Annotated in this window: 15 protein-coding genes; 9 read left to right on the plus strand and 6 right to left on the minus strand. The window is 70.7% G+C overall.

Translation table 11 applies throughout. The features are described 5' to 3' along the window. Positions 1–492: 492 nt before the first annotated feature. From ACWER9_RS30740 to ACWER9_RS30750, 3 genes are all read right to left on the minus strand, one after another. Positions 493–2,226 (minus strand): DEAD/DEAH box helicase, encoded by a 1,734-nt coding sequence (locus tag ACWER9_RS30740; protein ID WP_452305142.1) that lies wholly within the window; start codon positions 2,224–2,226, stop codon positions 493–495. A 174-nt stretch (positions 2,227–2,400) separates the two neighbouring features. Beyond that, the gene (locus ACWER9_RS30745) at positions 2,401–3,045 is read right to left on the minus strand and encodes a trimeric intracellular cation channel family protein (protein ID WP_452305143.1); all 645 of its coding nucleotides are present in this window, start codon (positions 3,043–3,045) and stop codon (positions 2,401–2,403) included. Between the two features lie 40 nt (positions 3,046–3,085). Next, positions 3,086–3,304 (minus strand): DUF3039 domain-containing protein, encoded by a 219-nt coding sequence (locus tag ACWER9_RS30750; protein ID WP_007456912.1) that lies wholly within the window; start codon positions 3,302–3,304, stop codon positions 3,086–3,088. 88 nt (positions 3,305–3,392) lie between these two features. On the opposite strand from ACWER9_RS30750, the gene ACWER9_RS30755 reads away from it, so the two are divergent. Both ACWER9_RS30755 and ACWER9_RS30760 read left to right on the plus strand, forming a co-directional pair. Beyond that, positions 3,393–4,328, plus strand: a complete 936-nt coding sequence (locus ACWER9_RS30755) for a pseudouridine-5'-phosphate glycosidase (protein WP_452305144.1) — start codon at positions 3,393–3,395, stop codon at positions 4,326–4,328. Beyond that, positions 4,325–5,224: a carbohydrate kinase family protein gene (locus ACWER9_RS30760; RefSeq protein WP_452305145.1), complete on the plus strand. Its 900-nt coding sequence runs from the start codon at positions 4,325–4,327 to the stop codon at positions 5,222–5,224. Before ACWER9_RS30755 ends, ACWER9_RS30760 begins: the two co-directional genes overlap by 4 nt. 47 nt (positions 5,225–5,271) lie before the next feature. On the opposite strand, the gene ACWER9_RS30765 is transcribed toward ACWER9_RS30760, so the two are convergent. Then, on the minus strand, positions 5,272–5,631 hold the full coding sequence (locus ACWER9_RS30765; RefSeq protein WP_452305146.1) for a DUF3099 domain-containing protein: 360 nt from the start codon (positions 5,629–5,631) through the stop codon (positions 5,272–5,274). Between the two features lie 104 nt (positions 5,632–5,735). On the opposite strand from ACWER9_RS30765, the gene ACWER9_RS30770 reads away from it, so the two are divergent. Both ACWER9_RS30770 and ACWER9_RS30775 read left to right on the plus strand, forming a co-directional pair. Beyond that, positions 5,736–6,035: a hypothetical protein gene (locus ACWER9_RS30770; protein ID WP_452305147.1), complete on the plus strand. Its 300-nt coding sequence runs from the start codon at positions 5,736–5,738 to the stop codon at positions 6,033–6,035. A 2-nt stretch (positions 6,036–6,037) separates the two neighbouring features. Next, positions 6,038–6,349, plus strand: coding sequence for a hypothetical protein (locus ACWER9_RS30775; RefSeq protein WP_452305154.1), 312 nt, complete (start codon positions 6,038–6,040; stop codon positions 6,347–6,349). A 9-nt stretch (positions 6,350–6,358) separates the two neighbouring features. On the opposite strand, the gene ACWER9_RS30780 is transcribed toward ACWER9_RS30775, so the two are convergent. Continuing rightward, positions 6,359–6,940 carry an HhH-GPD-type base excision DNA repair protein gene (locus tag ACWER9_RS30780; protein WP_452305148.1) on the minus strand — a complete coding sequence of 194 codons (582 nt, stop codon included), beginning with the start codon at positions 6,938–6,940 and terminating at the stop codon, positions 6,359–6,361. Positions 6,941–7,100: 160 nt separating this feature from the next. On the opposite strand from ACWER9_RS30780, the gene darT reads away from it, so the two are divergent. The 4 genes from darT to dtd all read left to right on the plus strand — a co-directional run bounded on the left by darT (position 7,101) and on the right by dtd (position 10,859). Then, positions 7,101–7,757 carry a type II toxin-antitoxin system toxin DNA ADP-ribosyl transferase DarT gene (darT, locus tag ACWER9_RS30785; RefSeq protein ID WP_452305149.1) on the plus strand — a complete coding sequence of 219 codons (657 nt, stop codon included), beginning with the start codon at positions 7,101–7,103 and terminating at the stop codon, positions 7,755–7,757. 5 nt (positions 7,758–7,762) lie between these two features. Then, positions 7,763–8,827: a type II toxin-antitoxin system antitoxin DNA ADP-ribosyl glycohydrolase DarG gene (gene darG / locus ACWER9_RS30790; protein ID WP_452305150.1), complete on the plus strand. Its 1,065-nt coding sequence runs from the start codon at positions 7,763–7,765 to the stop codon at positions 8,825–8,827. A 54-nt stretch (positions 8,828–8,881) separates the two neighbouring features. After that, positions 8,882–10,366 (plus strand): DUF7782 domain-containing protein, encoded by a 1,485-nt coding sequence (locus ACWER9_RS30795; protein ID WP_452305151.1) that lies wholly within the window; start codon positions 8,882–8,884, stop codon positions 10,364–10,366. Positions 10,367–10,436: 70 nt separating this feature from the next. Next, positions 10,437–10,859, plus strand: coding sequence for a D-aminoacyl-tRNA deacylase (gene dtd, locus ACWER9_RS30800; RefSeq protein ID WP_452305152.1), 423 nt, complete (start codon positions 10,437–10,439; stop codon positions 10,857–10,859). Positions 10,860–11,029: 170 nt separating this feature from the next. Here the strand turns inward: dtd and ACWER9_RS30805 are convergent, their stop codons facing one another. Continuing rightward, entirely contained in the window at positions 11,030–11,818 is a 789-nt protein-coding gene (locus tag ACWER9_RS30805; RefSeq protein WP_452305155.1) for a sporulation protein, read from the minus strand. A gap of 254 nt (positions 11,819–12,072) precedes the next feature. Between ACWER9_RS30805 and ACWER9_RS30810 the strand changes: the two genes are divergently transcribed. Then, positions 12,073–12,512: sigma-70 family RNA polymerase sigma factor (locus ACWER9_RS30810; RefSeq protein WP_452305153.1), on the plus strand; the 440-nt coding region annotated here is incomplete at its 3' end.

Consider the following 12,512-nt stretch of genomic DNA (forward strand, 5'->3'; position numbering starts at 1 on the left):
TACACATCGCATCGTCCACTCTTTCCCGACACCACGCTCTTCCGATCTCCGCGCCCCGCGCCCCGCGCCCCGCGCCCCGCGCCCCGCGCCCCGCGCCCCGCGCCCCGCGCCCAAGATCACCGCAACTCCAGGGATGTTGCTGCCTCCGACACGCACGAGACAGCAACATCCCCGATACTGCGCGGATCTTGACGATCGAACGCCACCCCGAGGCACCGGGACGCACATCCGAACGCCCACCGCCCCAAGATCGCACTCGATCCTGGTTGTAGTGGCCTCGGGATGCCGTGGAGGCCACTACAACCAGGATGTTGCGCGATCATGGACCGGCGCGCACCGCAGAGCCGAGTGGATCATGCTGCGAGCGCGAACCCGGAGCCACCTCGCACACACGAACCTCGCACACACGAACCTCGCACACACAGACGCACGCCACGCCGCGAGCACAGAAGCCCCGTACCGGGAAGGCGCGTTCGCGACCGAGGGGCAGGTCTAGAGGGTCTGCACGGTGGCGATGCGTTCCTCGAGCTGCTCGATGGTGGCCTGGGCGCTCGGTGGGCCGCCGCAGAGCCGGCGCAACTCGGCGTGGATCTTGCCGTGTGGCTGGCCGGTGCGGTGGTGTCGGGAGGCCACCAGGGCGTTCAGTTGACGCCGGAGCGCCACACGACGCTGGGCGGCGCTCATGGGTGCGGGAGGCGCTGCCGTGGGCGCAGCGGCCGGCTGAGCGGCCCCGTCGGCCGTACGACGGCGTTGGGCGGCGAGCTGTGCGGCCTGGCGCTTGGTCAGCAGCAGTGAAACCTGGTCGGCGGTGAGCAGACCGGGCAGGCCGAGGTATTCCTCTTCCTCGGGGGTGCCGGCCTGGGCCGCGGTGCCGAACGACGCGCCGTCGAAGATCACCTGGTCCAGCTCGGCGGTGGCCGAGAGCGCGGCGAACCGCTTCTCCAGCTCCCCGCTGGCCTGGTCGTCGCGCTGCGCGCGTTCCAGCAGGTCGTCGTCGAAACCGTCGGCTTCCTTGGGTTTGCCGAGGACGTGGTCGCGCTCGGTCTCCATCTCGCTGGCCAGGCCGAGCAGGTGCGGCACGCTGGGCAGGAACACCGACGCGGTCTCCCCCGGCCGGCGGGCCCGCACGAACCGCCCGATCGCCTGGGCGAAGTAGAGCGGTGTGCTGGCGCTCGTGGCGTAGACCCCGACCGCCAGTCGCGGGATGTCGACCCCCTCGGACACCATTCGCACCGCGACCAGCCACCGCTGGTCGGACGCCGCGAACGTCGCGATCCGGGCGGACGCGCCCTGGTCGTCGGAGAGCACCACGGCGGCCTTCTCGCCGGTCACCTGCTCGATCAGCTTGGCGTACGAGCGGGCGGTCTGCTGGTCGGTGGCGATGATCAGCCCGCCGGCGTCGGCCATGCCCGCGTTGCGCAGCACGGTGAGTCGGGCGTCGGCGGCCCGCAGCACCTGTGGCATCCAGTCGCCGGCCGGGTCCAGGGCGGTACGCCAGGCCTGTGCCACCAGGTCCTGGGTCATCGGCTCGCCCAGCCGGGCGGCCAGCTCCTCCCCCGCGTTGGTACGCCAGCGGGTCTCCCCGGAGTACGCCAGGAAGAGCACCGGCCGGACCACGCCGTCGCGCAGCGCGTCGGAGTAGCCGTAGACCGAGTCGGCGCGGGAGCGCAGCAGCCCGTCCCCGCCTCGTTCGTAGCTGACGAACGGGATCGGGTTGTCGTCGGAGCGGAACGGCGTCCCGGTGAGCATCAGCCGACGTACGGCGGGTTCGAAGGCGTTCTTCACCCCGTCGCCCCAGGTGCGGGAGTCGCCGGCGTGGTGGATCTCGTCGAGGATGACCAGGGTGCGGCGGGTCATGGTGCGCCGCCGGTGTACCTGCGGGGCCATCCCCACCTGGGCGTAGGTGACGACCGCGCCGTGGAAGTCGGCGGCGGAGTGCAGGTCGGCGTTGCGGAACGCGGCGTCCAGCTGGATGCCCACCCGGGCTGCGGCCTCGGACCACTGGTTCTTCAGGTGCTCGGTCGGCGCCACCACGGTGACCGCCTCGATGGTGCCGTCACCGAGCAGCTCCGCCGCGATCCGCAGGGCGAAGGTGGTCTTGCCGGCGCCGGGCGTGGCGACCGCGGTGAAGTCCTCGGTACGGCGACGCAGGTACTCCACCAGGGCCTTGCGCTGCCAGGCGCGTAGAGCCGGGAACGTCTCGAGCACCGGCGTCCGGGCTGCCACGCGAAGCTCCTCTCCGACCGCACGAAGGCGGACCCCGGGCGAGGGCCACGAGTATCCGCCGCCCATGAAAACGCCTCCGCGCAGAAGCTGCCGCGAAGGCCGACTCAGCATAACCAGCACGGGCCGCCGGGCCCAGGCGACGCCACGCTGGTCACATCTATCACCCCGGTGACGTCACCATTCCGGGTCCCCGGTGCGGGGTGGGCGCAGCGTGGCCACGGGCGCGGACCAGCGTCGACGCAGTGCGATCAGCCGCAGCCCGAAGACCAGGACGGCGGCGGCGGTGAGCGGTGCGGGCCCGGTCTGCCCGGTGACGTACAGCAACACCACCAGGACCGAACCGGCGAGCGCGGCGAGCGCGTAGATCTCCCGGCGCAGCACGACCGGGATCTCGGCGGTGAGCAGGTCGCGGGCGAGCCCACCGCCGATCGCGGTGAGCATGCCGATGAGGCAGGCACCGACCGCTGGGACCTGGGCGTCGAGGGCCTTGAGCGTGCCGGTGACGGTGAACAGCGCCAGGCCGGCCGCGTCCAGCACCAGCACCGTGGTGCGCAGTCGGGCCAGTTGCGGGTGCAGCCAGAACACGGCGAGCGCGGTGAGTGCCGCGGTGGCCGCGTACCGCCAGTCGGCGAAGGCCAGTGGAGGGACCTCGTCGATGACCAGGTCCCGGAAGATCCCACCGCCGAGGGCGGCCACGAAGCCGACGAACGCGACCCCGAACAGGTCCAGTCGCTTGGCCACCGCCGCCGACGCCCCGGATGCGGCGAACACCGCCACCCCGGTCAGGTCGGCGAGGAGCAGGGCGGTGGAGGTGGTCACCGCCGCAGGTTACGTCGCTGGCCGGAGCACCGACCGAGATTCACTCGCGGTACGAGTCGTAGATCTCCTTGCACTTGGGGCAGACCGGCGAACCCGGCTTGGCCGCCTTGGTGACCGGGAAGGTCTCGCCGCAGAGGGCGACGACGAAAGTGCCCATGACGGCGCTCTCGGCGATCTTCTCCTTACGGACGTAGTGGAACATCTCGGGACCGGTGTCGGCGTCCTTCAGCTCCGGACGCTCGAGAACCTCTGTGCTCACGTCTGCACCTCCAACCGACAAGTTTGGCAGGTCATCGAGGCCGGGTCCACTTGAGGCCAACGGACACCCGACCCCGTACGGTGCCAACGTGACTGACTTTCGCATCAGCTACGGCACCGAGGTCGCCGAAGCCCTGCGCGACGGCCGGCCCGTCGTCGCCCTGGAGAGCACAATCGTCTCGCACGGTCTGCCCCGGCCGGAGAACCTGCGGGTGGCCAGGGAGATCGAGCGGACGGTTCGGGACGCCGGGGCCGTTCCGGCGACCATCGGCATGATCGCCGGCGAGCTGGTGGTCGGCCTGGACGACGCGCAGCTGACCCGGCTGGCCACGGTCGACGGCGTGACCAAGCTCTCCGTCCGCGACCTCGCGGTGGCGGCCGCAACCGGGGCGGACGGCGCGACCACGGTGGCCGCGACGAGCGCGGTGGCCGCCGCCGCCGGCATCGGTGTGTTCGCCACCGGCGGTCTCGGTGGGGTGCACCGGGAGGCAACGCACACCTTCGACGAGTCGGCGGATCTGGTCACCCTCGCGCAGACCCCGATCGCGGTGGTCTGCGCCGGGGTCAAGTCGATCCTCGACGTGGGCGCGACGCTTGAGCGCCTGGAGACCCTCGGGGTCGCGGTGGTCGGTTACCGCACCCGCCGGTTCCCCGGCTTCTACCTGACCGACGCCGGCTACGACCTGGACTGGTCGGTGGACTCGCCGGAGCAGGTCGCCGCCGTGCTCGCCGCCCGCGACGAGCACGCCCTGCACACCGGTGGACTGCTCATCGCCAACCCGCTGCCGGTCGACGAGCAGCTCGACCCGGAGCTGCACGACCGGACGCTCACCGAGGGTCTGGCCCTGCTGGAGCGCCACGGGGTCACCGGTAAGGCGGTCACCCCGTACCTACTCGCGCACTTCCACGCGTCCACCGAGGGCGCCAGCCTGGCGGTGAACGTGCGGATCATCCTGCGCAACGCCGACCTGGCCGCACGGATCGCGGTCGCCTCGGCGGCCCGAGGCACCACCATCCCGGCATGACCCGACCGGCCCGGGTGGTCGTCGTCGGGGACGTGATCACCGATGTGGTCGCCGTGCTGTCCGGGCCGCTCGCGGCCGGCTCGGACACCGGGGCCGCGATCAGCATCGGTGGCGGCGGTCAGGCGGCCAACACCGCCGCCTGGATCGCCGCGCAGCGGGTGGACGTCACGCTCGTGGGCGCCGTCGGCGACGACGACGCCGGCCGCGACCGGGTGGCCGAACTGGACCGGGCGGGCGTCGACTGCGCGGTCGAGCGGGTCGAGGGCGCCCCCACCGGCACGGTCATCGTGTTGGCAGCCGACCACGAGCGCACCATGGTCAGCCAGCGCGGCGCGAACCTGCGGCTGAGCGCCGCGCACGTCGAGCGGGCCGTCGCGGCGGCGCCCGACGCTGGGCACCTGCACCTGTCCGCGTACACCCTGCTGGACGTCGAGTCGCGCGGCGCGGGGCTGCGGGCGTTGGCCGCCGCCCGCGAGCGCGGGCTCACCACGAGCGTCGACGCGGCCTCCGCGGCGCCGCTGCGGCGAGTCGGTGCGGCGGCGTTCCTGAGTTGGGTACGCGACGTCGACCTGCTCCTGGTCAACGCGGACGAGGCCACGGTGCTGGCCGGCGGGCTGGACCCGGCGGCGCAGGGGCGGGCGCTGTCGGCGACGGCTCGGCGGGTCGTGGTGAAGCGCGGCGCGGCCGGCGCGGTCTGGGTCGACCGCACCACGCCGGTCTGTGTGGCTCCGGCCCGGCGGGTGGCGGTGGTGGACGTCACGGGGGCGGGCGACGCCTTCGCGGCCGGCCTGCTCACCGCGTGGCTGGCCGGTGCCACCCCGACCGCGGCCCTGAACCGCGCCACCGACCTGGGCGCGCTTGCCGTCTCGACCGCCGGCGCCCGGCCGCAGCCGTAGCGGTCGGCGCGGAGCCCTGACGGCGCGAACCCTGGCCCGCTCGCGGGTCAGGGTTCGCCGTCGATGACCTTGTGCGGGCGCTCCTCGGCGGTGAGGCTCATCGGCGGGGTGTCGTCCTGGTGGCGGGGGTGGAACCGGTTGGCCAGCCGGTGCTGGTCCTTCGGCGGCCGGTCGTTTGCCAGCAACACGGCCAGCCAGGGGATGAGCAGCATGCCGAGACCGCACAGCGGCAGCCAGAGCCAGAGCAGTGGGGCCTTCGCGCCGACCAGGATCGCGCCGAGGATGAGGCACAGCACGCGGATGCCCATCATCAGGACATAGCGGCGCTGGCGACTGTTGAGCTGATCGTCCTGGCTGCGCGAGGCGTCGGTGATCAGAATCGGCTGGTACGCCTGACGCTTCACCATGGACCTCCTCGAGGGGGTTACACCTCATCCTGTCACCGCAGGTCCGTGATCGGCGAACTTCGACTCATCCCGCCGCGTGTTACGCGCGTGGTACGATCCGCGACGTGGGCAGCAGGTTCAGCTTCACCGACGAGGCGTTGGCCAACCTGAGGGTCTACGACGTCACACCCAGGGAAGTCTGGGAGGCGCTGCACAGCGCCCGCCGGGTCATCCGCCATCTGGGTGACGACGTCATGGTGGTCTACGCCGCCGCCCGACGGGGCCGCCGACTGGCGGTGCTGCTCGCCGAGGCCGATGGCACCGACAACGACTGGGACATCCTCTCCGCCCGCGAGCTGAGCGACGTCGAGTCCAAGCGCTACGACGAGGCCGTGCGGAGATCTCGGGAGACGAGGAGGCCGTGACGATGCACCGCAACGACGCGACCAAGCAGTTCCACAGCGGCGACGACCGGCTCGCCGAGCTGATCGACGAGAGCCCGGCGGCGCAGTTGCCCACCCCGGACAGCGACGTGCCGATGGTGAGCCGCTCGGTACGACTGCCGCTGGACACCTACGAGCGGGTGCGTGCCGCCGCCGACGCCCGGGGCATCGGAGTCACCACCCTGATGCGCCAGTGGATCGAGGCTGGCCTCGCCGACCTGGACGACTCGGCGACCGTCTCGCTCGCCGACGTGCGGCGCGCGCTGGCCTCACTGGCGCACCCCACCGCCGCCTGAGCGGCCGGGTCAGCCGCCGGTGGTCTTCGCCTTGGCCGCCGCCTTCATCTGCTGCTTGAACTCCCGCACCCGACGCAGCGAATCGGCGTCGGTGACGTCCGCCACCGACCGGTACGCCCCCGGGTCGCCGTAGTCCCCGGCCGCCGTCCGCCAGTCCTGCGGGGTCACCCCGAACCGCTTGCCGAGCAGGGCCACGAAGATCTGCGCCTTCTGCTTGCCGAAGCCGGGCAGCGCGGCGACCCGGCGCAACAGCTCCGGCCCGTCGGCGACCCCGGCCCAGAGCAGCGCCGCGTCACCGTCGTAACGCTCCACCAGCACCTGGCAGACCTCCTGCACCCGGGCCGCCATCGCCTTCGGGAACCGGTGCAGCGCGGGCGGCTGGGCGAAGAGCGCGACGAGCGCCTCCGGGTCGTACCCGGCCAGCTCCGCCGCGTCCAGCTCATGGCCGAGCCGCTGCGCCAGCACGTACGGCGACGAGAACGCCTTCTCCATCGGCACTTGTTGATCAAGAACCATGCCGAGGAGCAGCGCCAGCGGGCTGCTCTCCAGCAGCCGATTGGCCTCCGGGTCGATGGGCAGCACAAGCGTCATGCCTTGATGATGCCGTAGCCGCCCGGCGCGGCCCGGTCGGGTGGCCAGCAATCGGAACAAGGTTCGATAGAGTCTGCGCGCTGGTGTGAACAGAATCGCTGGAGTCGAGCTGCCATGACGGCCAATCAAGTGACGGCTCGGCGTGTCTGACGGGGTCGGCGTGAGAGACCGGTGGATCTATCACTTCACGCACGTCGACAACATCGAGGCGATCTTCAGTTCGGGCCAGGTCGCCTGCGACGTCACCGCCCGCGAGGGTCTCACCCGCACCGAAGTCGGCGACCGGGCAATCAAGGAGTCTCGCCGACGACGACCAGTGCTGGCCGGGCCGGGTGGACAGGTGGGTGACTACGTCCCCTTCTATTACGCCCCCAGATCGCCCATGATGTACCGAATCGCCTGCGACCATCGGGACAGCACGCCAGATTGCTACCCCGGTGGCGATCGGCCGCTTGTCTACCTGCTGACCACCGTCGGAGCTGCGGTCGATGGCGCATCGGGCTGGGTCGGGACCGACGGCAACGCCGCCACCGCGACCACGGAGTTCACCGCCGACCTTCGGGCACTGAACGAGATGGTCGACTGGCCTCTCATGACAGCCGAGCGATGGAACAACACCGTCGAAGACATGGACCGACAACGCAGGCGACAGGCCGAGTTCCTCGTTCATCAGGAGCTGGGTACGCAGCTGATCAAGTGGGTCGGCGTTCAGGACGAACATCACCGGTCGCAGGTGCAGGCACTCCTATCAGGGCATCCACTCACGGAGCGCGTTATCGTCAGGCCCAAGTGGTACTACGGGTTCGAGAGGAGGTGAGAAGCATGATCGAAGAAGGCCAGGGCAACCTGCTCACCGCTGAGGTCGACGCACTCGTCAACACGGTCAACACCGTGGGTGTGATGGGCAAGGGCATCGCCCTGCAGTTCAAGCGGGCGTTCCCGGCGAATTTCCGCGCCTACCGAGCTGCCTGCGCGAGGGGTGACGTGCGGTTGGGCGAGGTCTGGACGTTCGACAACGCCATACTCGGGCACCGTCGATACATCCTGAACTTTCCAACGAAGGGACACTGGCGGGGCAGCTCGCACCTGGAGGACATCGTCGCTGGCCTCGGCTCGCTTGTTCAAGTAGTCAACGAACGAGGTATCACATCCATCGCCGTACCCGCCCTGGGCTGCGGCAACGGTGGTTTGCGATGGAGCGACGTCCGTCCGTTGATCGAGCAGGCGGCTGCTCGTATGCCTGACGTGCGCGTCGTGGTTTTCGCCCCGGAAGGAGCGCCAGCGCCCGCCGCCATGCCCAACGCGACGCCAGCACCCGCCCTGACTCCTCTCCGCGCCGTGCTGCTGATCGCGATCGCCCGATATCTCGACCGCGCCCGGCTCCAGGAGGTTCGGGAGGGGATCAGCGAGTTGGAGATTCAGAAGCTCGCCTACTTCCTCCAAGTTCTCGGCACACCGCTGAGGTTGACGTTCAACCGGGGAACCTACGGGCCCTATGCGCCGACTCTCGGCCACGTCCTGGACAGCCTCGAAGGCCACTACCTCTCGGGCATCGGGGACCGGTCTGCATCGGTGACCCAGTTCGCTCCGATCAACCCCCTTCCCGAGAGCGTGGAAGCAGCCGAGACCGCTCTACGAGGCGAACATGAGATCGTTCGACGCGTCGACGAGCTGCTCGAACTTGTCGACAGCTTCGAAACGCCCTACAGCCTCGAACTACTCGCCACCGTGCACTTCGCCTCTGTACAGGCACCTCAGACAGCCCAACCGGCCGAACTGGCCAAGCGAGTAACGTCCTGGAGTCTTCGCAAGGCGCGCATGTTCACCGACAAACACGTACGGGTAGCCGCCACTCGGCTTCAGGAGCACAAGCTTCTGCCAGCCTGACAGCTATCGGCGGGTGACGCTGACCCGGGACGCGACGGCAGGCAGGATGTCGGGGTGGACGAACACGACATGCTGCTCTCCCCCGCCGGTGTCGACGCGCTGCGCAGTGCGCTGACCCGGACCGGTTTCACCAGCCACGGCATCGCCGAGAGGCTGGGCGCCCAGGCGACCGCGGCGGTCGCCCGCAACGACTACCGGGCCGCGCTGCGCGCCACCGAGGACGGCGACCCGCTCGGCACCCTGATCCGGGTGTTCATCTGCGACCAGACCGAGCCGGAGGCGGCCGTGGCCGTCGCGCTGGCGCCGCTGAGCGTGGCGGAGGCGCTTGCCGATGGGCTGGTCGAGCGGTACGGCGACGGCCTGCGCGCGGGCGTCGACCTGGAGCCGTACGGGGACGACTGGTGGGTGCTCGCCGACGTGCCGGCCAGCGCCCGGCCGGGTCGTCCGCTGCACGCCGAGCACGTGCTCGGCATCGGCGGGGCGACCCACACCCTGATCGGCGCGACCACGCGGCGGCCTGTCGACACCGCCCTGGACCTGGGCACCGGTTCCGGCGTCCAGGCCCTGCACCTGAGCACCCACGCCCGGTCCGTGGCCGCCACCGACCTCTCCGAGCGGGCGCTGCGTTTCGCCGCGACCACCGCCGCCCTCAACGGGCAGGACTGGGAGTTGCTCCGCGGCGACATGGTCGCCCCGGTGGCCGGCCGGCGGTTCGACCTCGTGGTGAGCAACCCGCCGTTCGTGGTCGGCCCGGGCACCACCACGCACGTCTACCGCGACTCGGGCCGGGTCGGCGACGCGATCGGCGCGGAGCTGGCCGCCGCCGCCCCCGGCCTACTCACCGAGGGCGGCACCATGCAGTACCTGGCGAACTGGGTGCACATCGCCGGCGAGGAGTGGAACGAGCGGGTGGCCGGTTGGTTCGCCGGGACCGGCCTCGACGCCTGGGTCATCCAGCGCGAGGTGGCCGATCCGATGGCGTACGTCGACCTGTGGCTCACCGACGTGGGCGAGACCGCCGACCCGCAGCGGATGGCCGCCTGGCTCGACTGGTTCGACGCGCACAAGGTGGAGGGGATCGGCTTCGGCATCGTGTCGCTGCGCCGCAGCGGACACGCCGACCCGGTGGTCCGGGTGGAGGACCTGCGCCAGCGGGTGCAGCCGCCGCTGGGCGACCAGATCGCCGCCTGGTTCGACCGCCAGGACTTTCTCCGGGTACGCGACACCGAGGCGTTGCTCGCCGAGCGCTACCGGGCCGCCGAGGGCCTCCAGTTGCGGCAGGAGGCCACCATGGGCGAGGAGGGCTGGGGGGTGGACCGGCAGGTCCTCGCGATGCCGCACGGCCTGCGCTGGACCGAGGAGATCGACCCGCTGGTGCTGGCCCTGGTCGGTGGCGCCGACGGTCGGCTCCCGCTGCGTGACCAGCTCGCCCTGCTCGCCGCCGCGCACGACGTCGAGCCCGACGAGATGGCCGAGGCCGCCGGTCCGATCGTGGCGCACCTGGTGGAGCGCGGTTTCATCGAGCCGGTGACCGCGTGATGCGGGCAGTCGGCCACGAGGTCGGCTGTGCGGCGGCCGGCTCGATCGCGGGCCCGGCGGTGGTTCGCTGATGCGCGCCGTGGTGCAGACCGTGGGGCGGGCCAGCGTGACGGTGGACGGCGAGGTGGTCGGCGCGATCGACAACGGCCTGTTGGTGCTGCTCGGGGTCACCCACACCGACACCGCGCAGACCGCTCAGACGATGGCCCGCAAGGTGCACGAGGTACGCATCCTGGACGGTGAGCGGTCCGCCGCCGACACCGGCGCGCCGATCCTGGTGGTCAGTCAGTTCACCCTCTACGGCGACGTCCGCAAGGGCCGCCGCCCGAGCTGGACCGCAGCCGCCCCCGCCGAGGTCGCCGAACCACTGGTGACCGCAGTGGTCGACGCGCTACGCGAACGAGGAGCCAAGGTCGAGACCGGCCGCTTCCGCACCCACATGCTTGTCGAAAGCACCAACATAGGCCCCCAAACCCTCCTCCTAGACCTCTAACCCACCCCCAACCCCACCCCCACCCCCACCCCCAACCCCCCAACCCCGCCGAGCCCGGTGATCAAGAGGTTTGCGTCAGATTCCGCCCGTGGTTTGACGCAAACCTCTTGATCAACGCGGAGAAGCGGGCAGAGGCCGGGGTGGGGTTCCGGGGTTAGGGGTGAGTGGGGTTAGGAGAAGAGGCCTCGGCGGGTTAGGGACTGGCGGAGCCAGGTGTCGAGTTCGGCGGTCCAGTCGGTGCGGTCGGCGGTGGCGTGGTCGACAGTGAACCGGCCGAAGGCATCCCGACCCTCGGTGAAGACACCACCACGCTTGTCGACCTCCAACACCACCTGCATCTGCTGCGCGTCGGCGATGAAGGTGACCTCCAACTGGTTCATCGAGCGGGCGTACTGCGGCGCCGGGTCGAACTCGATCTCCTGGTAGAACGGCAACGTCTGGCGTACGCCGTAGATGTGACCGCGCTCCACGTCGGCGCGGGCGAATCGGAAGCCCAGCCGCAGCAACGCGTCCAGCAGCCGCTCCTGCGCGGGTAGCGGGTGCACCGACACCACGTCCAGGTCACCCTTGTCGACGGCGCGGGCGACCTCCAACTCGGTACGCAGGCCCATCGTCATCCCGTGCAGGTGCTGCCCGTACATCTCGGTGACCGGCGTCTCCCACGGAACGTCGAAGCGGAACGGGAGGTCGTAGCGCTGCCCCGGCTCCAACCCGAACGCGCCGGTGACCCGCTGCCGGTGGAACTCCTGAGTGGTGTCGTGGTCGTTCTCGCCGCTCTCGACCTCGACCCGGGTGACCAGACCGAGGGTGACGTGGTCGATGTCGACCTGGTGGTCGCCGCCCATCACCTGGATGCGGCCCTCCAACTGGCCGCCCGGGCGGCAGTTCGGGTTGGCCAGCACCGTCTCCACCGATGGCCCGCCGACGCCCATCGCCTTCATGAGCCGCTTGAAGACCACACCGTCCTCCATCCGTCGTCCTCGACCGACCAGAGGTGGCCGATCGGCCGACCAGGGGTGGCCGACCGTCCGCAACGTAACGGGGTCGGGCAACCACACACCGGGACGACACACCGCACCAGCGACCCGACTCGATTCCTGTCGGGTGCCCGATCGCCTCACTCCCGTTTTACGCCCCGCCCGCCAAGCTGTTGTCACACCGGCACCACTGGGCCGGGAACACGGCACAGACGTGGAAACGGGGAGAGACAGAGATGGTCCTGCAGATGACGGAACACCGGACGCGCCCGGCCACCACGACCGACACCGACGGGACCTCCGAGGCCCTCGTCGACCTGGACGCCACCGACGAGCGCGGCATCTCCACCGACCTGGTCCGGGCCTACCTCAACGGAATCGGCCGGACGAAGCTGCTGACCGCCGCGCAGGAGGTCGACCTGGCCCGGCGCATCGAGGCCGGCCTGTTCGCCGCCGAGAAGCTGGCCACCTGCACCCCGGTCTCCGCGGAGCTGCGAGCCGACCTGGAGCTGATCGTCGCGCAGGGTCGGGCGGCCAAGGACCACCTGTTGGAGGCGAACCTGCGGCTGGTGGTCAGCATCGCCAAGCGCTACACCGGCCGTGGCATGGCGTTCCTCGACCTGATCCAGGAGGGCAACCTCGGCCTGATCCGGGCCGTGGAGAAGTTCGACTACAC

The organism is Micromonospora sp. NPDC003944, assembly GCF_053605225.1.